The organism is Streptomyces echinatus (assembly GCF_014203595.1).
Lineage (GTDB): Bacteria > Actinomycetota > Actinomycetes > Streptomycetales > Streptomycetaceae > Streptomyces > Streptomyces echinatus.
This window is the reverse complement of record NZ_JACHJK010000012.1, coordinates 228,009-252,567: the sequence shown is the minus strand read 5'-3', so window position 1 is coordinate 252,567 and position 24,559 is coordinate 228,009. Positions and strand designations below refer to the sequence as shown.

27 protein-coding genes are annotated in these 24,559 nt (G+C 73.1%); 11 read left to right on the top strand and 16 right to left on the bottom strand.

Annotated elements, in window-relative coordinates; all coding sequences use genetic code 11:
- Positions 1-2: 2 nt before the first annotated feature.
- From FHS34_RS30030 to FHS34_RS30015, 4 genes are all read left to right on the top strand, one after another.
- On the top strand, positions 3-707 hold the full coding sequence (locus FHS34_RS30030; RefSeq protein WP_184971149.1) for a L,D-transpeptidase family protein: 705 nt from the start codon (positions 3-5) through the stop codon (positions 705-707).
- 149 nt (positions 708-856) lie between these two features.
- Entirely contained in the window at positions 857-2,239 is a 1,383-nt protein-coding gene (locus tag FHS34_RS30025) for a ferredoxin reductase family protein (RefSeq protein WP_184971147.1), read from the top strand.
- A gap of 17 nt (positions 2,240-2,256) precedes the next feature.
- Positions 2,257-3,024, top strand: a complete 768-nt coding sequence (locus tag FHS34_RS30020) for an FMN-binding protein (protein ID WP_184971145.1) — start codon at positions 2,257-2,259, stop codon at positions 3,022-3,024.
- A 55-nt stretch (positions 3,025-3,079) separates the two neighbouring features.
- The gene (locus FHS34_RS30015) at positions 3,080-3,820 is read left to right on the top strand and encodes an FAD:protein FMN transferase (RefSeq protein ID WP_221509629.1); all 741 of its coding nucleotides are present in this window, start codon (positions 3,080-3,082) and stop codon (positions 3,818-3,820) included.
- Positions 3,821-3,828: 8 nt separating this feature from the next.
- On the opposite strand, the gene FHS34_RS30010 is transcribed toward FHS34_RS30015, so the two are convergent.
- The 11 genes from FHS34_RS30010 to FHS34_RS29960 form a co-directional block, all read right to left on the bottom strand.
- On the bottom strand, positions 3,829-4,599 hold the full coding sequence (locus tag FHS34_RS30010; protein WP_184971143.1) for a zf-HC2 domain-containing protein: 771 nt from the start codon (positions 4,597-4,599) through the stop codon (positions 3,829-3,831).
- Positions 4,589-5,176, bottom strand: coding sequence for an RNA polymerase sigma factor (locus FHS34_RS30005; RefSeq protein ID WP_184971141.1), 588 nt, complete (start codon positions 5,174-5,176; stop codon positions 4,589-4,591). Before FHS34_RS30005 ends, FHS34_RS30010 begins: the two co-directional genes overlap by 11 nt.
- Before the next feature lie 109 nt (positions 5,177-5,285).
- Positions 5,286-5,831: an arginine repressor gene (locus FHS34_RS30000; protein WP_184971139.1), complete on the bottom strand. Its 546-nt coding sequence runs from the start codon at positions 5,829-5,831 to the stop codon at positions 5,286-5,288.
- Positions 5,832-5,838: 7 nt separating this feature from the next.
- Entirely contained in the window at positions 5,839-7,038 is a 1,200-nt protein-coding gene (locus FHS34_RS29995) for an acetylornithine transaminase (RefSeq protein WP_184971137.1), read from the bottom strand.
- Complete coding sequence (gene argB / locus FHS34_RS29990; protein WP_184971136.1) at positions 7,035-7,961, bottom strand: acetylglutamate kinase; 927 nt, start codon at positions 7,959-7,961, stop codon at positions 7,035-7,037. The genes FHS34_RS29995 and argB overlap by 4 nt, the downstream gene beginning before the upstream one ends.
- Positions 7,958-9,109, bottom strand: a complete 1,152-nt coding sequence (argJ, locus tag FHS34_RS29985; RefSeq protein ID WP_184971133.1) for a bifunctional glutamate N-acetyltransferase/amino-acid acetyltransferase ArgJ — start codon at positions 9,107-9,109, stop codon at positions 7,958-7,960. The genes argB and argJ overlap by 4 nt, the downstream gene beginning before the upstream one ends.
- Positions 9,106-10,134 (bottom strand): N-acetyl-gamma-glutamyl-phosphate reductase, encoded by a 1,029-nt coding sequence (gene argC / locus FHS34_RS29980; RefSeq protein WP_184971131.1) that lies wholly within the window; start codon positions 10,132-10,134, stop codon positions 9,106-9,108. Before argC ends, argJ begins: the two co-directional genes overlap by 4 nt.
- A gap of 56 nt (positions 10,135-10,190) precedes the next feature.
- Entirely contained in the window at positions 10,191-10,589 is a 399-nt protein-coding gene (locus FHS34_RS29975; RefSeq protein WP_184971129.1) for a GtrA family protein, read from the bottom strand.
- Positions 10,589-11,539, bottom strand: coding sequence for a glycosyltransferase family 2 protein (locus FHS34_RS29970; RefSeq protein WP_184971127.1), 951 nt, complete (start codon positions 11,537-11,539; stop codon positions 10,589-10,591). Before FHS34_RS29970 ends, FHS34_RS29975 begins: the two co-directional genes overlap by 1 nt.
- Before the next feature lie 21 nt (positions 11,540-11,560).
- Positions 11,561-14,110, bottom strand: a complete 2,550-nt coding sequence (locus tag FHS34_RS29965) for a YfhO family protein (RefSeq protein ID WP_184971125.1) — start codon at positions 14,108-14,110, stop codon at positions 11,561-11,563.
- Positions 14,111-14,314: 204 nt separating this feature from the next.
- Positions 14,315-14,950 (bottom strand): ABATE domain-containing protein, encoded by a 636-nt coding sequence (locus FHS34_RS29960; RefSeq protein WP_184971123.1) that lies wholly within the window; start codon positions 14,948-14,950, stop codon positions 14,315-14,317.
- A gap of 108 nt (positions 14,951-15,058) precedes the next feature.
- Between FHS34_RS29960 and FHS34_RS29955 the strand changes: the two genes are divergently transcribed.
- From FHS34_RS29955 to FHS34_RS29945, 3 genes are all read left to right on the top strand, one after another.
- Positions 15,059-16,291 carry a cysteine desulfurase gene (locus FHS34_RS29955; RefSeq protein WP_184971121.1) on the top strand — a complete coding sequence of 411 codons (1,233 nt, stop codon included), beginning with the start codon at positions 15,059-15,061 and terminating at the stop codon, positions 16,289-16,291.
- 44 nt (positions 16,292-16,335) lie between these two features.
- Complete coding sequence (locus FHS34_RS29950; protein WP_184971119.1) at positions 16,336-16,782, top strand: carboxymuconolactone decarboxylase family protein; 447 nt, start codon at positions 16,336-16,338, stop codon at positions 16,780-16,782.
- Positions 16,783-16,901: 119 nt separating this feature from the next.
- On the top strand, positions 16,902-17,345 hold the full coding sequence (locus FHS34_RS29945) for a DUF6314 family protein (RefSeq protein WP_184971117.1): 444 nt from the start codon (positions 16,902-16,904) through the stop codon (positions 17,343-17,345).
- Here FHS34_RS29945 and FHS34_RS29940 read toward each other — a convergent pair.
- The 3 genes from FHS34_RS29940 to FHS34_RS29930 form a co-directional block, all read right to left on the bottom strand.
- Positions 17,327-17,920: a histidine phosphatase family protein gene (locus FHS34_RS29940; protein ID WP_184971115.1), complete on the bottom strand. Its 594-nt coding sequence runs from the start codon at positions 17,918-17,920 to the stop codon at positions 17,327-17,329. The genes FHS34_RS29945 and FHS34_RS29940 overlap by 19 nt on opposite strands.
- A gap of 69 nt (positions 17,921-17,989) precedes the next feature.
- Positions 17,990-18,442, bottom strand: a complete 453-nt coding sequence (locus FHS34_RS29935) for a GNAT family N-acetyltransferase (RefSeq protein WP_184971113.1) — start codon at positions 18,440-18,442, stop codon at positions 17,990-17,992.
- A 59-nt stretch (positions 18,443-18,501) separates the two neighbouring features.
- Positions 18,502-19,986 carry an aminotransferase-like domain-containing protein gene (locus FHS34_RS29930; RefSeq protein ID WP_184971111.1) on the bottom strand — a complete coding sequence of 495 codons (1,485 nt, stop codon included), beginning with the start codon at positions 19,984-19,986 and terminating at the stop codon, positions 18,502-18,504.
- Between FHS34_RS29930 and FHS34_RS29925 the strand changes: the two genes are divergently transcribed.
- Positions 19,985-20,896, top strand: a complete 912-nt coding sequence (locus FHS34_RS29925) for a DMT family transporter (protein WP_184971109.1) — start codon at positions 19,985-19,987, stop codon at positions 20,894-20,896. The two genes, FHS34_RS29930 and FHS34_RS29925, sit on opposite strands and share 2 nt — an antisense overlap.
- Before the next feature lie 19 nt (positions 20,897-20,915).
- Positions 20,916-21,113, top strand: coding sequence for a DUF1918 domain-containing protein (locus FHS34_RS29920; RefSeq protein ID WP_184971107.1), 198 nt, complete (start codon positions 20,916-20,918; stop codon positions 21,111-21,113).
- Here the strand turns inward: FHS34_RS29920 and FHS34_RS29915 are convergent, their stop codons facing one another.
- Positions 21,114-22,475, bottom strand: a complete 1,362-nt coding sequence (locus FHS34_RS29915) for a glycoside hydrolase family 10-like protein (RefSeq protein WP_245002447.1) — start codon at positions 22,473-22,475, stop codon at positions 21,114-21,116.
- A gap of 171 nt (positions 22,476-22,646) precedes the next feature.
- On the opposite strand from FHS34_RS29915, the gene FHS34_RS29910 reads away from it, so the two are divergent.
- Both FHS34_RS29910 and FHS34_RS29905 read left to right on the top strand, forming a co-directional pair.
- Complete coding sequence (locus FHS34_RS29910; RefSeq protein ID WP_184971105.1) at positions 22,647-23,507, top strand: 3-hydroxybutyryl-CoA dehydrogenase; 861 nt, start codon at positions 22,647-22,649, stop codon at positions 23,505-23,507.
- 192 nt (positions 23,508-23,699) lie between these two features.
- Positions 23,700-23,960 (top strand): hypothetical protein, encoded by a 261-nt coding sequence (locus tag FHS34_RS29905; protein ID WP_184971103.1) that lies wholly within the window; start codon positions 23,700-23,702, stop codon positions 23,958-23,960.
- Here FHS34_RS29905 and FHS34_RS29900 read toward each other — a convergent pair.
- Positions 23,957-24,505, bottom strand: coding sequence for an NUDIX hydrolase (locus FHS34_RS29900; RefSeq protein ID WP_184971101.1), 549 nt, complete (start codon positions 24,503-24,505; stop codon positions 23,957-23,959). The two genes, FHS34_RS29905 and FHS34_RS29900, sit on opposite strands and share 4 nt — an antisense overlap.
- Between the last annotated feature and the right edge of the window lie 54 nt (positions 24,506-24,559).

The following is a 24,559-nucleotide window of genomic DNA, read 5'->3' as shown; positions in this document are numbered from 1 at the left end:
CCATGCGCCCCGGTGTGGTCCTCGCCCTCGTGTCCGCCTCCTCCCTCGCCCTGCTCGGCGCCGCGCCGGGCCGCGGCCCGGCACCGCTGCCGGCCGGGATGGCGGACACGGGCGGCGGCAGCCAGCTGATCCTCGCCCAGGCCCCGGACACCGGCTCCACGGAGGGCACGGTCAGCTGGTGGGACCTCCGGGACGGGCAGTGGGTCCAGGCCGGGTCCGCGCCGGCCCGGTTCGGGTCCAACGGGCTGGTGGAGGGCACCACCCGGAAGCAGGGCACGAACACGACACCGACGGGGCTGTACGAGCTCCCCTTCGCCTTCGGGATCAAGACGGCGCCGGCCGGGACGCGGGTCGCGTACCGCCCGGTGCGGGAGAGCTCCTGGTGGTGCCAGGACAACGACTCCGCCTCGTACAACCGCTGGGTCGACCCCCTGCCGGCCGACTGCGCCGCGGCCGAGTCGGAGCACCTGATCGACTACCAGGCGCAGTACGCCTACGGCCTCGTCGTCGCCTTCAACTACGCGCAGCCGGTCCGCGGACGCGGCGCCGGCATCTTCCTGCACGTCAACGGGGAGGCCGCCACGGCCGGGTGCGTGTCGGTGCCGGAGGACGCGATGCAGCGGATCCTCGGCTGGACCGACCCGAAGACGAACCCGCACATCGCGATCGGCACGGAGAGCGGCGAAACCGCGCTCACCCGGTACTGACCCGCCCGGGGGCGGCCGCACGGTGAAAGCGGCCGCCCCCCACACACACCAGCGGTCCCTCCGTCCGCTCCGGACTCGGCCGGCCTCTGAACACTCGGCGGACGCCGCACGTATTCACGGGCCAAGGGTCAAGTCCCCCCGGAGGAACCGTGACCACCACGCTCGCAGGCGGACGTGCCGCCCGCCGCCAGACGATGCGCCGCATCCGCCCGCGCCGCTCCCCGGCCGTCCCGCTGCTGCTCGCCGTCTGGGCGGGCGCGGTGGCCGTGCTGTGGCTGTGGTGGCACAACACCCCCTCCATCGCCGACGACACCGGCCGGATCCTCAACGCGGGCCGGATCACCGGTCTGCTGGCGGGCTATCTGATGGCGCTGGTCGTGCTGCAGATGGCGCGCGTCCCCGCGCTGGAACGGCGGGTCGGCTCCGACCGGGTGGCCCGCTGGCACGCGATGAGCGGCCGGTACACGCTGTCCCTGATCGTGGCGCACGTCTTCCTCACCATGTGGGGGTACGCGCGCCAGGCCGGCAAGTCGCTCGGCGACATCGTCCAGCAGACGGTCGACTCCGTCGAACAGCTGCCGGACATGGGGAAGGCCGCGATCGGCACCGGCCTGTTCGTGGTCATCGGCCTGTCGTCGATCGGCGGGATCCGCCGCCGGCTGCCGTACGACGCCTGGTACCACGTGCACCTGCTGACGTACGCGGCGGTGTTCCTGACGTTCTGGCACCAGATCAGCACCGGCAACGACTTCGCGGTCGAGCCGGCCGCCAAGACCTTCTGGTACGGCCTGTACGGCGCGGTCACCGCGCTGGTGGTCTGGTACCGCGTCCTCACCCCGATCCGGCTGAACGTCCGCCACCGCATGCGCGTGGAGGCGGTGGTCGAGGAGACGCCCGGCATCGTGTCGGTGCTGATCAGCGGGCACAAGCTGCACCGGATGGGCGCGGAGGCGGGCCAGTTCTTCCGCTGGCGCTTCCTCGCCCCGGGCATGCGCTTCAGCTCGCACCCGTACTCCCTCTCGGCCGCCCCGCGCCCCGGCATGCTGCGGATCACGGTGAAGGCGATCGGTGACCACAGCGCCCGGCTGCGGGAGCTGACGCCCGGAACCCGGGTGTGGGCGGAGGGCCCGTACGGCGCGCTCACCGCGCAGCGCCGCAGCCGCGGCAAGGTGCTGCTGGTCGCGGGCGGGGTGGGCATCACGCCAATGCGGGCGCTGTTCGAGACGCTGCCCGGGGCGGCCGGGGACATCACCCTCCTGTACCGGGCCAACACCACCCAGGACCTGGCGCTGTGGGACGAGCTGGCGGCGATCGCCGAGGAGCGGGGCGCCCGGCTGATGTACGCCGTGAACAGCCCCGAGGGCGAGCGCCCCGACATCTCCGCGGAGAACCTCCAGCGGAAGGTCCCGGACATCGACCGGCACGACGTCTTCATGTGCGGTCCGCCCGGGTTCGCGCAGTCGGTGTACGAGGCACTGCGCGGGGCGGGGGTTCCCGCCCGCCGTATCCACCACGAGTCGTTCGAGATGTGAGCGGAGCTGCGAAAGCGATGAGGAAGAGCCACCCCGTCCGACGGGTCGTGCTGGCGAGCGCCGCGACCGTGTCCGCAGTCGTGCTGCTGCTGTCGCTGAAGCCGGCGTCGGACCCGGCCACGGCGTCGGCGGCGGGCGCCGCCCCGCAGCAGACGGCGGGTCAGCGACCGCAGGGCGGGGCCCGGGCCGGCTCCGGCACCGTGACCGGTGACGCGGCGCAGACGCAGTACGGGGCCGTGCAGGTACGGCTGACCGTGAGCGCCGGGAAGATCACCGAGGCGGAGGCGGTCCAGGCACCCAAGGGCGGCCTCAGCGACCAGAAGACCCAGCTCGCGATCCCGAGACTCAACCAGGCGGCGGTGACCGCGGGCAGCGCGGACATCGACTCGGTGTCCGGGGCGACGTACACGAGCGAGGGCTACAAGAAGTCGCTGCAGTCCGCGCTGGACAAGGTGGAGCCGGCCGCTTCGGGCGCCGACGGCCCGGCCGCGGGCTCCTCGGGCCCGGCGCAGGCGCGCACCGTCACGGGGAAGGCGGCGCAGACCCAGTACGGGCCGGTCCAGGTGCGGATCACCGTCAGCGCCGGGAAGATCACCGAGGCGGAGGCGGTCCAGGCACCCAAGGGCGGCCTCAGCGACCAGAAGACCCAGCTCGCGATCCCGAGACTCAACCAGGCGGCGGTGGCCGCGGGCAGCGCGGACATCGACGCCGTCTCCGGGGCCACCTACACCAGCACCGGCTACCGGCAGTCGCTGCAGTCGGCCCTGGACCAGGCCGGTGACTGACACGGTGGCCGAACCGGCGAGTGCTCCGGAGGTGGCGCGTCACGCGGAGGAGGTCATGGGGACCGTCTTCTCGTTCGACGTCCGCGGCGGGGAACCGGCCGCGGTACGGGAGGCGCTCGCCGAGGCCGTCGCCGGGCTGCACCGGGCGGACGCGGTGTTCAGCACGTACCGCGAGGACAGCGACGTGTCGCGGCTGGCGCGGGGCGAGCTGAGCGTCGAGCGGTGCGCTCCCGAGGTGGCCGAGGTGCTGGAGCTGGCGGCCGAGGCGGAGCGGGTGAGCGAGGGCTGGTTCAGCACGCGGTACCAGGGCTCGCCGGACCCCACCGGCATCGTCAAGGGCTGGGCGGCCGAGCGGGCGGCGCGGACGGTCGGGAAGGTCGAGGGGGTGCACGGGGTCAGCGTCAACGGCGGCGGTGACGTACAGCTGCTGGGTGCGCCGGAGCCGCGTCGGGCCTGGCGGGTGGGAGTGGCCGATCCGCTCCGGCCCGGCGGGCTGGCGGCGGTGATCTCGGCGGCCGGCACCGAGGAGCTGGCGGTGGCGACGTCCGGTACGGCGGAACGGGGGGCGCACATCATGGATCCGCGCACCGGCCGGCCCGCGGTGACGGACCTGGTGGCGGTGACGGTGGTGGGGCCCCGGCTCACCTGGGCGGACTGCTGGGCCACGGCGGCGTTCGCGATGGGCTCGCGGGCGGGGCTCGCATGGCTGGAGTCGCTTCCGGACGTCGAGGCCCTGCTCATCACCGCCGGGGACGAGGTGCGCTGCACCGACGGTCTGGCGGCACGGCTGGGCTGAGCGGTGGTTCACTCCTCCGGGGTCAGGACCTGTCCCTTCCGCAGGGGGGCGGTGGCGAGGACGGTGCCGTCGGCGGAGGTCAGGCGGGCGCCGGAGAACCGGGTGAGATCGACGTCGACGCCCGCACCCCAGTGGCCGCGTCCGTCGCGCACGGGGAACGTGCCGACGCGGACGTCCGTGCCGTCGCCGCGCTCCAGGAGACAGGTGACCTCGCCGGTGTACGGGGTGCCGGGGCCGGTGAGGGCGACGGACACGAAGATCCAGGCGGGGCTGCCGGGGTGGGCGTAGATCTCGCCGACCGCGGCGCCGCCCCCGGCCGGGGTCATGTCGCCGACGAGCACGGGCTCGGACTCGACGGCGGGCGGCGGTGCGGCGGTGACGTCCTGCACGGCGGTGCCGACCGCCCAGCCGGCGAACCCGACGGCGAGGGCGGCCGCGGCGGCGGCCGCCGCGAGCCGCAGCCGGGCCCGCCGGGCGCGGACCCGCAGGCCCTGGTGCGCGGGGCCGGGGGCGCGGGCCCGCCGGTGGCCCCCGGCCGGGGCCGCCTGCCGGGCCAGCCCGCGCGCCACCCGGTTGTCGAAGCCGGGCGGTGGCTCGCCGTCGGGCAGCAGGCCGATCAGCCGGTCGCCGACGAGGGTCAGTTGCCGGACGTACTCCCGGCAGTCGGCGCAGCGGTCCAGATGGGCGACCGCCTCGGCCCGCTCCCGGCCGGGCAGCACGCCCAGCGCCAGTTCGGCGCCGACCTCCCGCAGCGTGTCGCAGGTGGGGTCACTGGACATGGTCGCCTCGCTCCAAAGACGCGACGACGGCCCGGAGTTTCGCCATCGCCGCCCTGATCCGCGTCTTGGCGGTGCCCAGCGGTATCCGCTCCGCGTCGGCGACCTGCCGGGCCGTCATGCCGTAGACGCCCGCCATCATCACCGCCCGGGCCTGTTCGCGCGGCAGGCGGGCCAGGGCGGCGCGGAGCTGGGTGGAGGCCTCGTCGGCCAGCGCCCACCGCTCGGGGGTCTCGGTGACGACGCCGAGGAGTTCCTCCAGGTCCTCGGGCGCCATCGGCTCGGTCCGCCGCGCTCGGACGGCGTCGACGGCCAGGTTGTGCGCGATGGTGGTCAGCCAGGTCATCACCGAGCCGCGGCGCGGGTCGTAGATCTGGGCGTGCCGCCACGCACGCTCGAACGTCTGCTGGGCGACGTCCTCGGCGAGCTGCGGGTCCCTGGTGACGGCCATGGCGACCCCGAAGACCCGGTGCTGGAACCTCCGGACGAAGATCACGGCGAGCTCCGGATCGCCGGTGGCCAGCCCGGAGAGCAGAGCCTCGTCCGGGAGACGGCCGACGGGGAACCGTGAGCCCGACACACCTCTGTATACGTTCGGCGGCCACCAGGGGATTGCCCGCCCGCCTGTCCGCCCGCCGCGGAAGATCACATGGACATTCTCCGTCGGCGGACCGGGCCCCGCATGCGGGTCAGTGGCCGTTCTGCGCCAGCCGCAGCAGGTGGTCCGCCAGCGCCTGGCCCCCGGTCGGATCCCGGCTGATCAGCAGCAACGTGTCGTCGCCCGCGATCGTGCCGAGGATGTCGTGCAGCTCCGCCTGGTCGATGGCGGAGGCCAGGAACTGCGCGGCCCCGGGCGGGGTCCGCAGGACCACCAGGTTCGCCGAGGCCTCCGCGGAGATGAGCAGTTCCTGCGACAGGCGCCGCATCCGCTCCTCTTTCGCCGACTCCCCCAGCGGCGCCCGCGGGGTACGGAATCCGCCCTCGCTCGGCACCGCGTAGATCAGGTCGCCGTCGTTGTTGCGGATCTTCACCGCGTTCAGCTCGTCGAGATCCCGGCTGAGCGTCGCCTGCGTGACGTTCAGCCCGTCGTCGGCGAGCAGTTTGGCCAGCTGGCTCTGCGACCGCACCGGCTGCCGGTTGAGGATGTCCACGATCCGGCGGTGCCGTGCGGTGCGGGTCTGCGGTACGGCGGGCCCGGCTCCCTGGGCCTGCTCGTGGTCCTGCGCCTCGCTCATCGTCGTCTCATTCCCCGGATCGTCCGTCCCCGTTCGCTGCGTCGAGGATGCCGGGCAGCGCCTGGAGCAGCGCGCCCGCCTCGTCGTCGCGGAGATTCAGCGGCGGCATGAGCCGTACGACGTCGGGGGCGGGCGCGTTCACCAGGAACCCGGCCTCCTGGGCCGCCTGCTGCACCTGCGGCGCGCGGGGCCCGGTGAGCACGATACCCAGGAGCAGGCCCGCACCCCGGACATAATCGATCAACGGGTGGTTCAGGGCCTCGATTCCTTCACGCAACCTCTCGCCCTGCCGCTTGACGTTGCCCAGCAGGCCCTCGCCCTCGATGGTGTCGAGCACGGCGAGTCCGGCGGCGCAGGCGACGGGGTTGCCGCCGAAGGTGGTCCCGTGGTGGCCCGGCCGGAGCAGCTCGGCGGCCCGGCCGAAGGCCACGGTCGCGCCGAGCGGCAGTCCGCCGCCCAGCTGCTTGGCGAGGGTGACGACGTCGGGCAGCACGCCCTCGTGCGCCTGGTACTCGAACCAGGTGCCGGTCCGGCCGATGCCGGTCTGCACCTCGTCCAGGACCAGCAGCGCGCCGGTGGCGGCGGTGATCGCGCGGGCCGCCTTGAGATAGCCGGCCGGGGGCACGACCACGCCGTTCTCCCCCTGGACCGGCTCGATGACCACCAGGGCCGTCTCCTCGGTGACGGCGGCGGCCAGTGCCTGCGCGTCGCCGTAGGGGACGTGGGTGACGTCGCCGGGCAGCGGCCGGAAGGGGTCCTGCTTGGCGGGCTGGCCGGTGAGCGCGAGGGCGCCCATCGTGCGGCCGTGGAAGCCGCCGTCGGTGGCGACCATGTGGGTGCGCCCGGTGAGCCGGCCGATCTTGAAGGCGGCCTCGTTCGCCTCGGCGCCGGAGTTGCAGAAGAAGACCCGGCCCTCGCGCCCGAAGAGCGTCAGGAGCCGTTCGGCGAGGGCGACGGTGGGCTCGGCCATGAAGAGGTTGGAGACGTGGCCGAGGGAGGCGATCTGCGTGCTGACGGCCGCCACGACGGCGGGGTGGGCGTGACCGAGCGCGTTGGTGGCGATGCCGCCGACGAAGTCCAGGTACTCCCGGCCCTCGGCGTCCCACACCCGGGCGCCCTCGCCCCGGACGAGGGGGAGGCGCGGGGTGCCGTAGTTGTCCATGAGGGCGCCCTGCCACCGCTGGGTCAGCTCCTGGTTGCCGGTCACTGCGCTTCCCCCTGGTGCTCGTCGGGCACGACCATCGTGCCGATGCCTTCATCGGTGAAGATCTCCAGCAGGATCGAGTGCTGGACCCGGCCGTCGATGACGCGGGCCGTCGTCACGCCGCCTCGCACGGCGTGCAGGCAGCCCTCCATCTTCGGCGCCATGCCGGAGCTCAGGTCCGGCAGCAGCTTCTCCAGCTGGGCCGCGGTGAGGCGGCTGATCACCTCGTCGGAGTTCGGCCAGTCCTCGTAGAGGCCCTCGACGTCGGTGAGGACCATGAGGGTTTCGGCGCCCAGTGCCGCAGCGAGTGCCGCAGCCGCCGTATCAGCATTGACGTTGTAGACATGTCCGTCGTCCTGACTGCGGGCGATCGAGGAGACGACCGGGATGCGGCCGTCGGCGAGCAGGGCCTCGATCGCGCCCGTGTCGATCGCGGTGATCTCGCCGACCCGCCCGATGTCGACCCGTTCCCCGTCGATCTCGGGGGTGTGCCTGGTCGCGGTGATGGTGTGCGCGTCCTCGCCGGTGAGGCCGACGGCGAGCGGGCCGTGCTGGTTGAGCAGGCCGACCAGTTCGCGCTGCACCTGCCCGGCGAGCACCATCCGTACGACGTCCATGGCGTCCTCGGTGGTGACGCGCAGGCCGGCCTTGAACTCGCTGACGATGCCGTGCTTGTCGAGGGCGGCGCTGATCTGGGGGCCGCCGCCGTGTACGACGACCGGCTTGAGGCCGGCGTGCCGCAGGAAGACGACGTCCTGGGCGAAGGCGGCCTTCAGTTCCTCGTTCACCATGGCGTTGCCGCCGAACTTGATGACGACGATCTTGCCGTGGTGCCGGGTCAGCCAGGGCAGCGCCTCGATGAGGATCTGCGCCTTGGGCAGTGCCGTGTGTTTCCGCGTCGTTCCGCTTTTGGGAGAGTCGCTCATGAGGAGTAGGCGCTGTTCTCGTGGACGTAGTCGGCGGTCAGGTCGTTGGTCCAGATGGTCGCGGTCTCGGTGCCCGCGGCGAGGTCGGCGACGATGTGGACCTCGCGGTAGCGCATGTCGACCAGCTCGCGGTCCTCGCCGACGGAGCCGTTCTTGCAGACCCAGACGCCGTTGATGGCGACGTTGAGCTGGTCCGGCTCGAAGGCGGCCCGCGTGGTGCCGATCGCGGAGAGCACGCGGCCCCAGTTGGGGTCCTCGCCGTGGATCGCGCACTTGAGGAGGTTGTTGCGGGCGATGCAGCGGCCCACCTCGACAGCGTCCTCCTCGGTCGCGGCGTTGACCACCTCGACCTTGATGTCCTTGCTGGCGCCCTCGGCGTCCCGGATGAGCTGCCGGCCGAGGTCGTCGCAGACCTGGCGTACGGCGTCGGCGAACTCCTCGTGGCCGGGCGTGATGCCGGAGGCGCCGGAGGCGAGCAGCAGCACGGTGTCGTTGGTGGACATGCAGCCGTCGGAGTCGACCCGGTCGAAGGTGACCTCGGTGGCGGCGCGCAGGGCGGTGTCCAGTGCGTCGTTGTCCAGGTCGGCGTCGGTGGTGAGGACGACGAGCATGGTGGCGAGGCCGGGGGCGAGCATGCCGGCGCCCTTGGCCATGCCGCCGACGGTCCAGCCGTTCTTCGCCACGACGGAGGTCTTGTGGACGGTGTCGGTGGTCTTGATGGCGATGGCGGCCTTCTCGCCGCCGTGCTCGGAGAGCTGGGCGGCGGCCGTCTCGATGCCCGGGAGCAGCTTGTCCATGGGCAGCAGGACGCCGATGAGCCCGGTGGAGCAGACGGCGATCTCGACGGCGCCGCGGCCGAGCGCCTCGGCGGCCTTCTCGGCGGTGGCGTGGGTGTCCTGGAAGCCCTTCGGGCCGGTACAGGCGTTGGCACCGCCGGAGTTCAGGACGACGGCCGAGACCTGGCCGCTCTTGAGGACCTGCTCGGACCAGAGGACCGGCGCGGCCTTCACGCGGTTGGAGGTGAAGACGCCCGCGGCGGCACGGCGCGGCCCGTCGTTGACCACGAGGGCCAGGTCGGGGTTGCCGTTCTCCTTGATCCCGGCGGCGATGCCCGCCGCCGTGAATCCCTTGGCTGCCGTGACGCTCACGGTGCGACTCCGATCGTGGAAAGTCCCGTGGTCTCCGGGAGACCCAGGGCGATGTTCATGCTCTGGACGGCACCGCCCGCGGTGCCCTTGGTCAGGTTGTCGATGGCGCTGATCGCGATGATGCGGCCCACGGCGGCGTCGTACGCGACCTGCAGCTGAACGGCGTTGGAACCGTGGACGGACGCCGTGGCGGGCCACCGGCCCTCGGGGAGCAGGTGGACGAACGGCTCGTCGGCGTACGCCTTCTCGTAGGCGGCGCGGACGGAGTCGGCCGTCACCCCGTCGGCGGCCGCGGCGCTGCACGTGGCCAGGATCCCGCGCGGCATCGGCGCGAGCGTGGGCGTGAAGGACACCGCGACCCGCTCGCCCGCCGCCGCGCTGAGGTTCTGGATCATCTCGGGGGTGTGCCGGTGGCCGCCGCCGACGCCGTACGGCGACATGGAGCCCATGACCTCGCTGCCGAGCAGGTGCGGCTTGGGCGCCTTGCCCGCGCCGGAGGTGCCGGACGCGGCGACGATCACCGCCTCGGGGGCGGCCAGGCCGGCCGCGTACGCCGGGTACAGGGCGAGGGAGACGGCGGTGGGGTAGCAACCGGGCACCGCGATGCGCTTGGCCCCCTCCAGCGCCGCGCGGGCACCCGGAAGTTCGGGGAGGCCGTAGGGCCAGGTGCCGGCGTGCGGGGAGCCGTAGAACGTCTCCCAGTCGGCCGGGTCCTTCAGCCGGAAGTCGGCGCCCATGTCGATCACGAGCACGTCGGGGCCGAGCCGCTCGGCGACGGCGGCGGACTGTCCGTGCGGCAGCGCGAGGAAGACCACGTCGTGGCCTGCCAGCGCCTCGGGCGTGGTCTCGGCCAGCACGCGGTCGGCCAGCGGCAGCAGATGCGGCTGGATCGCGCCGAGCCGCTGGCCGGCGTTGGTGTGGCCGGTCAGGGTGCCGATCTCGGTCTCGGGGTGCGCGAGGAGCAGGCGCAGGAGCTCTCCGCCCGCGTACCCGCTCGCTCCGGCCACCGCCGCACGTACTGCCATGTCCACCCTCCTCTGGATGGCATGACTATACGTATCGCTGCACGTTTATGCAACGACTATGCGATCGACCCGCTCTCCGCACCGGGGAGCATCACCCAGCGGGACACGACGAAGGTGACGGGGATGGCCGCGGCGGAGGCGAGGAGCGGGGCGAAGCGGCTGCCGGCGTGCAGGACGTCGACGATCAGGTACACCCCCGCCGTCGTGATCACGAAGTTGCTGACGTTGGTCAGCGGGAACAGCAGGAATTTACGCAGGGTGGGACGCGTCCGGTAGGTGAAGCGCGCGTTCAGGAAAAAGGATCCGATCATGCTGAGCACAAATGCGACGACGTGTGCGACCAGATATGGAAAAGCAGTGAGAAAAAGCAGGTAAAGACAGTAGTAGGTCGCCGTGTTGACCACACCGACCGCGGCGAAGGTGAGAATCTGCCGCGACATCGCACGATTCGGCATCAAGGGATGAGATCTTTCGTCCGTTCCACATTGGTCGCCTTCACCAGGAAGTGCGGACGCCCCTTCACCTCGTAGTAGATGCGGCCGGTGTACTCCCCGATGACTCCCAGCATGACCATCTGGACGCCCGCGAGGGCGGTGACGGCGGTGATGATGGTCACATAGCCCGGCGTCTGGACGCCGTTGACGAGCGCGGCGCCCACGATCCAGGCGGTGTACAGGCTCGCACACAGCAGCAGTCCCATGCCGAGCCAGAGCGCGGCGCGCAGCGGGCGGTTGTTGAAGGACAGCAGGCCGTCGAGGCCGTAGTTGAGCAGGCCGCGCAGGTTCCAGGAACTGCGGCCGGCCTCGCGCACGGCGTTCTGGTACTCGAAGGTGGTGCTCGGGAAGCCCACCCAGGCGAACAGGCCCTTGGAGAAGCGGTTGTACTCGGTCAGGGCCAGCACCGCGTCCACCACCCGGCGCGACAGGAGCCGGAAGTCCCCCACTCCGTCGGCGAGCTCGACATCAACCAGCCGGTTGACGAGCCGGTAGTACAGGCGGGCGGTGACGGTCCGGGTGAGCCGGTCGCCGGTGCGGGTGCGCTTGGCGATGACCTGGTCGTGGCCCTGTTCGCGCAGCTCGACCATGCGCTTGATCAGCCGCGGCGGGTGCTGCAGGTCGGCGTCCATCACGATCACCGAGTCGCCGGAGGCGTGCCGGAGACCGGCGAGCAGGGCCGCCTCCTTGCCGAAGTTGCGGCTGAAGGAGACGTAGCGCACCCGCGGGTCGTGGTCCGCCAGATGCCTCAGGACGGCGAGGGTACGGTCCCGGCTGCCGTCGTCCACGTACACGAACTCCATGTCGTGGCCGAGGGGCAGCAGTTCGTCGGCGACTTTCTGGACCTCCTCGTGGAACCGGGCGACGACGTCTTCCTCGTTGTAGCAGGGCGCGACGATCGATATCAGCATGGTGGGCCCCCCTGGGCGCGGTCAGGCAGCGGCGGTCACGCGCTCGCGCGGTGACGTGGTCGTGGGCGGCGCCGGGACGCGCCGGCGGCGGACGGCGGCGAGGACGGTGAGCAGGACGAGGGTCAGCAGTGAGCCGGCCCCGACCGCCGCGCCCAGCCGCAGCCCGGGTGGACGGAAGGTGCAGGTCAGACTGGTCGAGGTGGCGTCGAGGGGCACGGCGATCAGGCCGTGGTAGTCCCCCGCGGGCCGGGCCGGGCCGTCGCCCGCCGCGCACCGCCAGCCGGCGATCCGGGGCGCGGCGAGGACCGCGATCCCCTTGCTCCCCGCGGGCAGCCGGGCGTGCACGGTGCCGTCGGAGACGGTCACCTCCGTGGCGCCGGTGGCCTTCAGGTGCGCGGCGGCGGCGCGCAGCCGGCCGGTGTCGAGGCAGCCGATCGCGTCGGGCGGGACGCTGCCGGGCCGGGACGGGGTCAGCCGGATCCGCAGCCGCCCGGAGGCGGGGGCCGTGCCGAGCGGCTCCATGGCCGCGCGGTTGCGCGCGAGCCTGGAGTTGAAGTACGCGGTGGGGCCGCCGGCGAGCCGGGCGGTGCCGGCGTAGTGCGGGGCCCACAGGTGCACCTGGGTCCCCGCCGGGCAGCGGGCGGTGATCGTCGGCCGGGTCAGGGCGTTCCCGGAGCCGACCCGGCGCGACGGCAGCGGCTCGCCGGAGTCGTCCCGCACGGCGACGCGGGCCACGGTGTAGACGCGGGCGCCGAGGAGCATCTCCTGGTTGCGGAAGGGCGAGGCGCCGAACGGGCGCGGGTCCGGGGCGGGCCGCACCGTCACCAGGGGCGGCACGTCCCGCCGGGTCACGCCCGCGGGGTGCTCGGCCGGCGGCGCGTGCCTCTGGTGCTGGTCCGGCGGGGAGTGCACGCGGGCGCCGACGGAGAAGATCACGTCCATGACGGCGTTGTCCAGGCTCTGCACGCTGCGCCCGCGCGAGGTCCAGCCACCGCCGAGCGCGGTCAGGGTGCGGCTGAGGACGTCGGAGGTCAGGGAGCTGTAGTACTGGGCGCCCTGACCGCCCATCAGGAGCGGGTCGTTGCCGGTGGTCTGCTCGCGGCCGGGGTCGGTGCGGTACCGGGGCCAGTCGCCGGCCTCGGCGATCAGCGCCGACTCCCGCTCGTGCCGTTCGCCCCAGGGCGCGTAGTCGTCCATGTGCGCGAGGCGCAGCCGGGTGGCCACGGCCGAGGTGGCGGCGCTCTCCCCGATCTGTCCGCCGAGCAGGAGGAGGACGGCCAGCCCGGCGAGTCCGCCGCGGTGCCCGGCGCGGGCCAGCAGGACGAGCCCGCCCAGCGCCCCGGTGACGGCGAGCAGCAGCACCGGCCAGGTGAAGAACCGCACGGTCGTGCTGCGCCCGGCGAGGACGCTGATCAGGGTGAGCAGCGCGGCCGCCGCACCGAGGGTCCGCAGGTCCGGCGGGCCGTACGACAGTGCCTGCCAGGCGGCGAGGACGAGCAGCCCGCACACCACGAAGGTCTGCCGGTAGGGACTGCCCTGCGGGGTGGCGAAGGCGTGCCAGACCAGGTGGGTGGGTGCCCACTGGAGGGACAGGACCGCCGCGGCAACCAGGGCCGTCCAGCCCGCGCGGACCCGTCCGGGGACCGCTCGGTGGAAGGGCAGGGCGAGCGCCAGCAGCAGCGCGGTGGTACCGACGTAGAGGGCCGGCGAGCCCCAGCCGTACGCCGTCGGCAGCAGCCGGGCCAGCACGTCCTCGGCCGGTACCGGGCGGAAGGTGTTCACCCGGCCGGGGTAGGCGTGCCGGGTGCCGAAGTAGACGACCGTGACCAGCGGGGCGGCGAGACCCACGCCGAGGGTGACGGTGAGGACGGCACGGCCGGCCGCCGCGAGGGCCTGCCGCCGGGGCGGCCGGGTGAGCACGAGCCGGAGCAGCAGCACCAGGGCGGCGCCGAGGGTGGCCATGTAGGCGGTGTAGAAGTTGGCGGTCCAGGCGAGGGCGACGATCAGGACCCCGGGCAGCCGCCGGCGTCCGGCGAGCGCCCACTCGCCGACCAGGCAGAGCAGGGGCAGGGCGATCAGCCCGTCGAGCCACATGGGGTTGTAGTCGGCGTCGGCGAGGGTCCAGCCGCACAGCGCGTAGGAGGAGCCGAGCAGCCCCGCCGCCCACCAGCGGCCGGGGCGCAGGGTGAGGAGCAGCCAGGCCATGGCCGCGGCGGCGGAGGCGATCTTCAGGACGGTGATCGCGTAGACCGCGAGGTCGATCTCGTCCCGGGGGAAGAGGACGACCAGCGGGGCGAACGGGCTGCCGAGATAGGTGCCTAGGTCGGGCAGGAAGCTGGAGCCGTAGCCGGACTGCCAGTTGACGTAGAGGCCGCCCTGGGTCCTGCCGTGCAGCAGGTCCCACAGGTGGGCGTGGAAGGGCACGAACTGGTTGCCGAGGTCGTTGACGCTGCGGGTGCGTGGGCCGAAGGGATAGCAGCGCGCGAGCACGTCCGAGGCGCAGAGGGCGACGACCGTCAGGGCCGCGGCGAGCAGGGCGGCGGCCTGCCTCGGCCGCGATATCGCTTTCACACCCCGTTCCCGTCCGGGTGTCGCCACGCGTTCCCGCGGGCATTGCCACGTTCCCCCGGTGGAGTGTCGCGATGCATTTCGGCGGTCCTCACAGAATGTGCCCCCCATCTATTCGCCGACTTAGACGGAGAGCGTTTCCGGATGGTTGTGTGCGCACCGGAAAGTGACGCAACTTCCTGCGAGTACGGGAAACACCGCGTGAATTTAATGACGAGCCGGAGAACTCTGGATTTCCGGCTGGTGTTTTTCGGGTGAACCGGCCTTGCGGGCCGCGTAGGCCCGGGCCGCCCGGACCCGGTTGCCGCACTTGGTCGTGCACCAGCGGCGGGCACCGTGGGAGCGCAGGAACCAGCGGGCGCAGCCCTGGGCGGCGCACTCGGTGAGCTGGGCCGCGTCGGCACCGGTGAGCAGGTCGGTGGCGTCCTCGGCGAGCAGGGAGAGCGCGGCGGCGGCCGGGTTCCCGGAGTCGGGGACGGCGGCCCGGCGGGGGCCGTCGTCGCTCCAGGCCAGCCGGGGCGTGGCGGGTGCGGCGGCGAGGCCGGCGTTCAGGGTGTCGAGGGCGTCGGCGGGCGGCCGCGAGCCGGCGGCCCGGGCCGCGAAGAGGGCGCGCAGCGCCTCGCGCAGGGTCCGCAGCCGGCCGGACTGTCTGCCGTTCAGGGCGATCCGGTCGGGCAGCAGGGCGTGCCGGACCAGCCACAGGTGCGCGGCCTCGGTGTCGTCGAGCAGGTCGACGCGGCCGTGGCTGACGGTGAACCGCGTGTTGACCAGGGCCAGCGAGGCGTACCGGTCCTCCCCGGGGACCGGGAGCTGGTGCAGGTAGACGGGTGTCTCGTGATCCACGGCCCCATCATATCCGGGAGTCCTCACGGCAATTCTTGCGCTTCTCCGTGAGGAAGGCTTAGCGTGCCTCACGGAGAACGAGCTGCAAAACCGTGAGAGGTGAGATCCGTGGCCCTGGATGTGGACGCGCTGCGCAAGGACTTCCCGATCCTGGAGCGGACGGTGGAGAGCGGCGCCCCGCTCGTCTACCTGGACTCCGGGGCCACCACCCAGAAACCCCTGTCGGTCCTGGACGCGGAGCGGGACTTCTACCTCACGCGCAACGCGGCCGTGCACCGCGGTGCGCACCAGCTGGCGGGCGAGGCGACGGAGGCGTACGAGGACGCGCGGCACAGGATCGCCCGGTTCATCGGCGCCGCGGACGACGAGGTGGTGTTCACCAAGAACGCCACCGAGGGCATCAACCTCGTCGCCCACGCGCTCGGCAGCGCGGGCCGGCTCGGCCCCGGGGACCGGATCGTGGTGACGGAGATGGAGCACCACGCGAACCTGGTCCCCTGGCAGCAGCTGGCCGAGCGGACCGGCGCGACGCTGGACTGGTTCGGCCTCACCGACGAGGGCCGGCTGGACCTGTCCCGGGTGGACGAGCTGCTGGACGAGCGCACCAGGGTGCTCGCCCTCACCCACCAGTCCAATGTCCTCGGCACGCTCAACCCGGTCCGCGAGCTCGCCGACCGGGCCCGTGCGGCCGGCGCGCTGGTGGTCGTGGACGGCGCCCAGTCCGTCCCGCACCGCCCGGTCGACGTGCGGGAGCTGGGCGCGGACTTCCTCGTCTTCTCCGGGCACAAGATGCTCGGCCCGAACGGCATCGGCGTGCTGTGGGGCCGCGCGGAGCCGCTCGCCGCCCTGCCGCCCTTCCTCACCGGCGGCTCGATGATCGAGGTGGTGGAGATGGACCGCACCACCTTCCTGCCGCCGCCGCAGCGCTTCGAGGCGGGCGTGCCGATGACCGCGCAGGCGGTGGGGCTCGCGGCGGCGGTGGAGTACTTGGAGCGGCTGGGCATGGCGGAGGTCGCGGCGTACGAGGACACGCTCACCGCCCGCGCCCTGGAGCTGCTCGCCGAGGTGCCCGGGGTCCGGGTGGTCGGCCCCGCGGACCTCACCGACCGCGGCTCGGCCGTCTCCTTCACGGTCGACGGCATCCACCCGCACGACGTCGGCCAGGTGCTGGACGAGCGGGGCGTGGCCGTCCGCGTCGGCCACCACTGCGCCCGGCCGCTCGCGAAGCGGTACGGCGTCCCGGCGACCACCCGGGCGAGCTTCTACGTGTACAACACCCTGGAGGAGGTCGACGCGCTGGTGGCGGGGGTGCGGGCGGCCCAGCGGTACTTCGGCGTCTGACCGCGCTTGCGTTGGAGTGTGCTCCAACTCCTACGGTTTCCGTCATGAGCAACCAGCACAGCACCACCCGTGACGAGCGTTTCACCCACGGCCTGGAGGTCCTGCAGAGGGTCGACGGCGAGGCCGGGCAGCGGGTCCTCGACTCGCTCGCCGACATCAGCCCCGAGCTGGGCCACCAGGTCGTCGCCTGGGCCTTCGGGGAGATCTACGACCGGCCCGGACTCGCCCCCCGCGACCGCCAGCTGGTCACCCTGGGCATGCTCACCGCGCTGGGCGGCTGCGAGGCGCAGCTCGACGTGCATGTGAACGCGGCCCTGAACGTGGGCCTCACGCCGGAGCAGATAACGGAGGCCCTGCTGCACTCCGCCGTCTACTGCGGCATGCCGAAGGCGCTGAACGCCACCTTCGTCGCCAAGAAGGTCTTCGCCGAACGCGGGCTGCTGCCGGTCGGGCAGCAGCCCGAGCGGGAGACGCCGGCCGCCTCTGCCTGATCCGGAGGAATGTGACGGAGTCGCCGGGAAGGTAGAAGGTACAGGTGAACCGGCCGGCGACGCCGGTGAAGACGGGGCGGCCCCGCGGACGGCCGCCACTCGATACGAAAGGCGCACCGATGGGCGAGTTCTGGCCGGTCCCGGACGTGCTGGCCCACCTCGCCGGGCGCTGGCGGGTGGAGCGGGACGTACGGGACCTGGCGAACGGGGACGAGGGGCACTTCACGGGGGTGACCGTCTTCGGCCCGCTGGACGGCGGTGGGCTGCTGCACGAGGAGTCCGGGACCTTCACCTGGCGGGGCGTGGCACGGCCGGCCACCCGGACCCTGCGGTTCCTGCCGGGACCGACCCCCAGCCGGGCGGACGTGCGGTTCGCGGACGGCCGCCTCTTCCACGAGCTGGACCTGGCCACGGGGCGGTACGTCACCGACCATCCCTGCGCGGCCGACCTCTACCGGGGCGAGTTCACCGTGCGGGACGCCGGCCACTGGCACACGCGGTGGCGGGTCGGCGGCCCGGCGAAGGACCTCCTCCTCACCACCGGCTACGTGCGCGAGGACTGAGTCCGCACCCCGTCGAAGCGGAGGTTCCAGCGGCCGGAGCGGCCGGTGACCGTCGTCGTGGAGAGCGGGCGGACGTCGAGGTTCCAGTAGGTCGAGGGCGGCGCCTTCAGGGCGTAGACCAGGGCCGCCCGGATCACCGCGGGCTCGGCCACCGCGACGATCCGGCCGCCGTCGTCCACCGGCCGGGTGTCCAGCCAGCCGCCGACCCGGGAGATGAACGCCAGCAGGGACTCGCCGCCGTGCGGGGTGGAGCGGGGGTCGGCGAGCCAGGAGTCCACCGCCTGCGGTTCGCGGGCCATGGCCTCGCCCAGCGTCAGCCCGCGCCAGCGGCCCATGTCGCAGTCCCGCAGCGCGAGCTGGACCAGCGGGGCGTACCCGAGGGCGTCGCCCGTGGCCCGGCTGCGCGGGGTCGGCGAGCAGTAGCGCAGCTCGGCCGCGGCCAGCGGCAGCAGGTCCCCGGCGGCGCGCTGCACCTCGTCCCAGCCGGCCTGGTCCAGCGGCCGGTCGTCCTCGAAGCGCTCCGCGAGCAGCGGGGCACTGCGCGCGGCTGCGACGAACGACACCCTCAGTGGCATGCGGTGATGGTGAGCCGTGCCGGGAGGCAGGTCAAGGGCTGTCACCCCGCGGTTACGCGGGGCGTGCGATCACTCACCGGCCGCTTGCCCGAAGGTGTGCACCATCCACTGGTCGGGCCGGTCCAGCGGCTCGAAGCCCAGCTTCTCGTACACCCCGTGCGCGTCCGCCGTCACCAGCGCCAGCCGCCGCAGGCCGAGGGGCGCGAGGTGGTCTCGGACGCGGGCGACGAACGACGTGCCGAGCCCCTTGCCGCGCGCGGACGGGTCGACGTACACATCGGCGAGCCAGGCGAAGAGCGCGTGGTCGGTGACCACGCGCGCGTACGCCACCTGCTCCCCGGACGCGGCCGCGTAGACCCCGAAGTTCAGCGAGGACGCCATCGCCCGCTCGTGCGTCCGGCGGGGGCGCCCGATCGCCCAGTACGCGTCGGCCGACAGCCAGCCGTACACGCGGTCGACGTCGACTCGGGCGGGGTCGGCGGAGAACTCGTACCCCTCGGGAAGGTCGGGTGCATCGGTCATGCGGTGATCCTCACAGGTCCGGCTCTTTCATGACGACCGGATTTCCCACCGTCCGGGCTTCACAGCGCCCCGGCCGGCCCCCGCACCGCCTCGTCGTACGCCGTCCGCAGCCGTCGCACCCCCTCCGCGATCTCCCCGGCGCCGGCCACCGCCGCGAAGCTCAGCCGGATGTGGGCGGCGGGAGGCTCGGCGCTGAAGTAGGGGCGGCCCGGGGTGAGGGCGACGCCGGCGCGCAGGGCCGCCGCGGCCAGCGCGGCCTCTCCCCCGGAGCCGAAGGCCCGGGAGGTGCCCCCGGTGCCGTCGGGCAGGCGCAGCCACAGGTGGTAGCCGCCGGACGGGATGTGGGGCAGGGCGAGTTCGGGCAGGTGCCGGGCGAGCGCGCCCGTCATGGTGTCGCGGCGGGCCTTCAGTTCCGCCGACAGCGCCCGCAGATGGCGGGGCCAGGCCGGGGAGCCGACGAGTTCCAGGGCCGCCTCCTGGAGCGGGCGCGGGACGAAGAAGCTGTCCACGACCTGGATGGCGCGCAGGCGTTCCAGCACCGGCCCGTGCGCCGCCAGGGCACTCACCCGGAAGCTGGGCGAGGTCGCCTTGGTCAGCGAGCCGACGTGGACCACCACGCCGTCCGGGTCGTCGGCGGCCAGCGGGCGGGGCAGCGGCCCCGCGTCGGCGTGCACGAGCCGGCGGACGAAGTCGTCCTCGACGACGAACGCACCGGCCTCGCGGGCGATGCGCAGCACCTCGCCGCGCCGGCCGGGGGCCAGCACGGCACCGGTCGGGTTCTGGAACAGCGGCTGGCACACGAAGACCCGGGCGCCGGTGGCGTGGAAGGCGTCCGCGAGGAGGTCGGGGCGCACCCCGTCGGGGTCCACGGGCACCGGGACGGGCCGCAGCCCGGCCGCGCGGGCCAGGGCCAGCATGCCCGGGTAGGTGGGCGACTCCACGAGCACCGGGGCACCGGGCGGGGCGAGCGCGCGCAGCGCGGTGGCCAGCGCCGCCTGGCCGCCCGCCGCGATCAGCACCTCGGCGGCCGTGACGGCACCGCCGATCCCGCGCGCGAACCACTCCCGCAGCTCCGGCAGCCCCTCGAGGGGCGGCCTCCCCCAGGCACCGGGCCGCCGCCCGGCCCGGGCCAGGGCCGCCGCCATGGCCCGCTCCGGCTGCAGGGAGGGGTGCAGATAGCCGCCGCTGAACTCCAGCACGCCGGGCGGCGGCACGGACAGCGACACCGCGACGCCCGAGGCGTCCACCGTGCGCGGTACGAGGTCGGCGGCGCCGTCGGCGCTCAGCGTGACCTCCTGCCAGGACGTGTCCCCGGCGGGGGGCTCCGCCGGGTGCGGGTGGGCCCGGAAGGCACCGGCGCCCGGCCGGGTGACCACCAGGCCTTCGGCGGCGAGCTGCGCGAGGGCGCGGGAGACGGTCACCGGGCTCACCCGGAACCGCTCGACCAGCGCACGACTCGACGGGAGCTTTCCACCAGGAGAGTAGCGGTCCACTTCCCGCCGGAGCTTATCTGCCAGTTCCCCCACACTGCTACGCTGTTGCATGAGAACACAGAGTAGCGCTACTACCGCTAACTCGATAGCGGTCCCCGCTCCCCGGGAGTCCCGGAGCCTCGGTACCGTCCAGGCCCTCCTCGGCGTGATCGCCTTCTCGCTGACCTTCCCGTCGACCGCCTGGGGGCTGGAGAGCTTCGGCCCCTGGTCCCTGGTGGCGGTGCGCGGGGTGCTCGCCGCCCTGGTGGCCGGCGGCTGTCTGCTCGCTCTCCGGGTCCGGCTCCCGGCGCGGCGCCAACTCGCCGGGCTGGCCGTGGTCGCCGCCGGAGTGGTGCTGGGCTTCCCGATGCTGACCACGCTCGCCCTGGAGACGTCCACCACCGCCCACGCGGCCGTCGTGGTGGGCCTGCTGCCGCTGACCACCGCCGTGTTCTCGGCCCTGCGCACCGGCGCCCGGCCCTCCCGCCGGTTCTGGCTGGCGGCCGTGGCGGGCGCGGTGGCCGTCATCGCCTTCACCCTCGGCCAGAGCGGCGGCGCGCTCACCGTCGCCGACGGGTACCTCTTCGCGGCCCTGCTGGTGTGCGCCGCCGGGTACACCGAGGGCGGCCGGCTGGCCCGCGTCATGCCGGGCTGGCAGGTCATCGGGTGGGCGCTGGTGCTGTGCCTGCCGCTCAGCGTGCCGGCCGCCGCGGTGGCGCTCGCCCACGAGCCGGTGCACCTCACCGGGCACGGCATCGCCGGACTGCTGTGGGTGGCGCTCGGCTCGCAGTTCCTGGGACTGGTCGTCTGGTACCGCGGGATGGCGGCCATCGGCATCCCGCGGGCCAGCCAGTTGCAGTTGGCTCAGCCCCTGCTCACACTGGTGTGGTCGGCGCTGCTGCTGGGCGAGCACTTCACGGCGGCCGCTCCCCTGACCGCCGTCGCCGTGCTCGTCTGCATCGCCGTCACGCAACGGTCGTGATCGTGAGGAGGGCCGGCAGATGCGCGCATCCAAGGGTGACAAGCTTGTCCAGCACGGCAGGGTGGTGGGCCAGCACGACCAGGTCTCCGAAGTCGTCGAAGTCCTCGGCCAGGAGGGCAACCCGCCCTACCGCGTCCGCTTCGAGAACGGGCACGAGGCGATCATGTCCCCCGGCCCCGACTGCCAGGTCAAGCACCAGGACCGGCAGCGTCCGTAGTCACCGCGGTGGTTTCGCCGGCCCCCGGTAGTGGTCGGCGACCACCCTCGCCATCGCCCCGGCCGGATCCGCCGCCAGGTCCTTGGCGGCGAAGAACACGTGCCCGCGCACCTGCGGGTACCCGGCCGCGAGGGTGAGGTGCCGGGACAGCTCGACCGGGTCCTGCCAGGCCGACGGCTGCCCCGCGGCGCCCGCCCGGTACAGGGCCTCGCCGACGTACAGGTGCGTCTTGGTGCCCTTGGCGACCTCCGCCCACCACGCGACGAGCGCGGCGTAGTCGGCGGCGGCGTTGCCGATGTGCCAGTAGAGCTGCGGCACCAGGTAGTCGATCCAGTGCTTGCGCACCCAGGTGCGGGTGTCGGCGTACAGGTCGTCGTACGTCTCGACGCCCGCCCGTGTGTCGGAGCCGCGCGCGTCGGTCGTCGCGTTGCGCCACACCCCGAAGGGGCTGACCCCGAACAGGGTGCCGGGCCGGACCCGCGCGACGCCGGCGGCCGTCTCCCGCACCAGTGTGTCGATGTTGTCCCGGCGCCAGGCGGCCCGGTTCGGGAAGGCGCCGCCGTGGCGGTCGTACGCGTCGTCGTCGTCGAAGGTCTGCCCGGCCACCGGGTAGGGGTAGAAGTAGTCGTCGAAGTGGACGGCGTCGACCGGGTACCGGGCGACCGCGTCCAGCATCGCGCGCTGCACGAAGGCGCGGACCTCGGGCAGTCCGGGGTTGTAGTAGAGCCGGCCGCCGTACGGCACCACCCAGTCGGGGTGCTTGCGCGCCGGGTGCCCGGCGGACAGCCGGGTGGGCTCGGCGTGGTTGGCGATCCGGTAGGGGTTGAACCATGCGTGCAGCGCGAGGCCCCGGGCGTGCGCCTCCGTGACGGCGGTGCCGAGCGGGTCCCAGCCCGGGTTCTTGCCCTGGGTGCCGGTGAGGTACTCGGACCAGGGCTCGTGCGGCGAGGGCCACAGTGCGTCGGCCGTGGGCCGCACCTGGAGGATGACCGTGTTGAGCCGGTGCCGGACCGCCCGGTCGAGGTGGGCGATCAGTTCCTTCCGCTGCTCGGCCGCCGTCCGGCCCGGTCGTGAGGGCCAGTCCCGGTTGGCGACGGTCGCGATCCAGACACCCCGCATCTCGGTGGCCGCGCGCGACGGACGGTCCGGACCGGGTGCCGTGGCCCCGTCCGGGCCGGCGGCACCCCCGGCCGGCGTGGCCGGTGCCGGACCGCCGCCCCCGCCGGCCTCCCCCGGACCCGGACCGGCGCCCCCGGCCGCCTCCCCCAGCCCCGGATCCGCACCCATCGCCGCCGTGCCCGGTGCCGTGACCAGCGTGGACAGCGCCGTCAGCGCGAAGGCCCGCCGCGACATGCGCCCCATCTGCACCTCCCCGTACGCTCCGGATCCGCCTCGTCACGGACCGTTCCGCGCTTCAGGATGCCCCCACCCGGGCGATCGATCATCGATACTTGGCGGTAACGTGCACGATCGGAGCAGGCGCCGAACCCGGAGGTCCTGCCAGCGAGCCGGAAGACCAGCGAAGGGGACGATGTGACCGACATCGAGCGCGTCGGAGTCGTGGGCTGCGGCCAGATGGGCGCGGGCATCGCCGAGGTGTGCGCCCGCGCGGGACTGGACGTGAAGGTCGCCGAGACCACCGGCGAGGCCCTGGAGATCGGCCGTACCCGGCTGTACAACTCTCTGGCCAAGGCCGCCGAGCGCGGCAAGATCAGCGAGGCGGAGCGGGACGAGACCCAGGCGCGGCTGAGCTTCACCACCGACCTCGGCGAGTTCGCCGACCGGGATCTGGTGATCGAGGCCGTCGTCGAGAACGAGCAGGTGAAGACCGAGATCTTCCAGGTGCTCGACCAGGTGGTGACCCGCCCGGACGCGATCCTGGCCTCCAACACCTCCTCCATCCCGCTGGTGAAGCTGGCGGTCGCCACCTCCCGCCCCGACCACGTCGTGGGCATCCACTTCTTCAACCCGGCCCCGGTGCAGAAGCTGGTCGAGCTGATCCCGGCGCTCACCACCTCCGAGGGCACCCTCAGCCGCGCCCAGGTCTTCGCCGAGAAGGTCCTCGGCAAGCACTCCGTACGCGCCCAGGACCGCTCCGGGTTCGTCGTCAACGCGCTGCTGGTGCCGTACCTGCTCTCCGCGATCCGGATGTTCGAGTCCGGCATCGCGAGCCGCGAGGACATCGACAACGGCATGGAGCTGGGCTGCGCCCACCCCATGGGCCCGCTGAAGCTGTCCGACCTGATCGGCCTGGACACCATCGTCTCCATCGCCAACTCGATGTACGCCGAGTACAAGGAGCCGCTGTACGCCGCTCCGCCGCTGCTCCAGCGCATGGTCGAGGCGGGCCGGCTCGGCCGGAAGACCGGCTCGGGCTTCTACACGTACGGCTGATTACGAAGAGCGACGCCCGCGGGCCCGGCACTCGAAGGAGTGCCGGGCCTTCGTGTTTCACACACCGTGTGCGCGCCGGGCACGCATATGCCCGTCGCACACGCTCCCCACGCGCCCACCAGGCGAGTTGACTCTCCATGCGCATGCAAGGGATGCGGACCATCCACTTCGACCACCGAAAGGAGCGGACCCGTGACCGCCGAACCGGAGCATCCCGTGGTCCATGGAGAACTCGCAGAGTTACGGCGCCGCCTCGACGTGGCCTACGCCCGCGTCGAGGGAGGGCTGGCGCTGCTCCGTCACCGCACCGAGGAGACCGCCAAGGAACTGGACGATCTGAACTCCCGTCTGGCTTCTCTGGAACACGCACGCTGGCCGCTGCCGTCGCTCGCCGCACTGACCGCGCTCGGCGCGCTCGTGGTGACGGTCTGGCAGGCACTGGCCGTCCACTAGCCCACCCGCTGGCCCTCGTTGAGCCTGAGGTGGTGCAGCAGGAGTAAGGCGGCCGCCATGTTGGCGGCCGGGACCTCCCCACGGGCGATCAGGTCGGGAACGAGTTTGAGGGGGACCCATTCCCGCCGGTCGGACTCGAAGTCGTCCACGGGGTGCCCGATGTACTCGCCCCGGTCGGCCCAGTAGATGTGGTGCCGGGCGTCGGTGAGGCCGTTGGACGGCTCCACGCTCATGAGGTGGTGCAGGGGCCCCGGCCGCCAGCCGGTCTCCTCCTCCAGTTCCCTGGCCGCCGCGCTCGCGATGTCCTCGCCGTCCTCCACGACACCCGCGGCCAGTTCCCATCCCCAGCTGTCGGTGATGAAGCGGTGCCGCCACAACAGCAGCACTTCGTTCGCCTCGTTGACGACCGTGGCCACGGCCACGGGGCGCAGCCGGATGAGGAAGTGGTCCAGGTGCCGGCCGTCCGGCAGCTCGACATCTGCGAGATTGACGCTGAACCAGCGGTTTTCATACACAGTTTGTTCGTTCTGTTTCGTCCACTGCACGGTTCTGCCACCTTCCGCCGAGTAAGTGGCAATATCGCAGCAGGGACGAGCTAC

What these genes read in the sequence shown, in the direction of transcription:
- FHS34_RS30030 (WP_184971149.1), top strand. Translation starts at nt 3, where the DNA reads ATGCGCCCCGGTGTGGTCCTCGCCCTCGTGTCCGCCTCCTCCCTCGCC.
- FHS34_RS30020 (WP_184971145.1), top strand. Translation starts at nt 2,257, where the DNA reads ATGAGGAAGAGCCACCCCGTCCGACGGGTCGTGCTGGCGAGCGCCGCG.
- FHS34_RS30015 (WP_221509629.1), top strand. Translation starts at nt 3,080, where the DNA reads ATGGGGACCGTCTTCTCGTTCGACGTCCGCGGCGGGGAACCGGCCGCG.
- FHS34_RS30010 (WP_184971143.1), bottom strand. Translation starts at nt 4,599, where the DNA reads ATGTCCAGTGACCCCACCTGCGACACGCTGCGGGAGGTCGGCGCCGAA.
- FHS34_RS30000 (WP_184971139.1), bottom strand. Translation starts at nt 5,831, where the DNA reads ATGAGCGAGGCGCAGGACCACGAGCAGGCCCAGGGAGCCGGGCCCGCC.
- argB (WP_184971136.1), bottom strand. Translation starts at nt 7,961, where the DNA reads ATGAGCGACTCTCCCAAAAGCGGAACGACGCGGAAACACACGGCACTG.
- argC (WP_184971131.1), bottom strand. Translation starts at nt 10,134, where the DNA reads ATGGCAGTACGTGCGGCGGTGGCCGGAGCGAGCGGGTACGCGGGCGGA.
- FHS34_RS29975 (WP_184971129.1), bottom strand. Translation starts at nt 10,589, where the DNA reads ATGCCGAATCGTGCGATGTCGCGGCAGATTCTCACCTTCGCCGCGGTC.
- FHS34_RS29970 (WP_184971127.1), bottom strand. Translation starts at nt 11,539, where the DNA reads ATGCTGATATCGATCGTCGCGCCCTGCTACAACGAGGAAGACGTCGTC.
- FHS34_RS29950 (WP_184971119.1), top strand. Translation starts at nt 16,336, where the DNA reads ATGAGCAACCAGCACAGCACCACCCGTGACGAGCGTTTCACCCACGGC.
- FHS34_RS29945 (WP_184971117.1), top strand. Translation starts at nt 16,902, where the DNA reads ATGGGCGAGTTCTGGCCGGTCCCGGACGTGCTGGCCCACCTCGCCGGG.
- FHS34_RS29940 (WP_184971115.1), bottom strand. Translation starts at nt 17,920, where the DNA reads ATGCCACTGAGGGTGTCGTTCGTCGCAGCCGCGCGCAGTGCCCCGCTG.
- FHS34_RS29935 (WP_184971113.1), bottom strand. Translation starts at nt 18,442, where the DNA reads ATGACCGATGCACCCGACCTTCCCGAGGGGTACGAGTTCTCCGCCGAC.
- FHS34_RS29925 (WP_184971109.1), top strand. Translation starts at nt 19,985, where the DNA reads ATGAGAACACAGAGTAGCGCTACTACCGCTAACTCGATAGCGGTCCCC.
- FHS34_RS29930 (WP_184971111.1), bottom strand. Translation starts at nt 19,986, where the DNA reads ATGCAACAGCGTAGCAGTGTGGGGGAACTGGCAGATAAGCTCCGGCGG.
- FHS34_RS29920 (WP_184971107.1), top strand. Translation starts at nt 20,916, where the DNA reads ATGCGCGCATCCAAGGGTGACAAGCTTGTCCAGCACGGCAGGGTGGTG.
- FHS34_RS29915 (WP_245002447.1), bottom strand. Translation starts at nt 22,475, where the DNA reads ATGGGGCGCATGTCGCGGCGGGCCTTCGCGCTGACGGCGCTGTCCACG.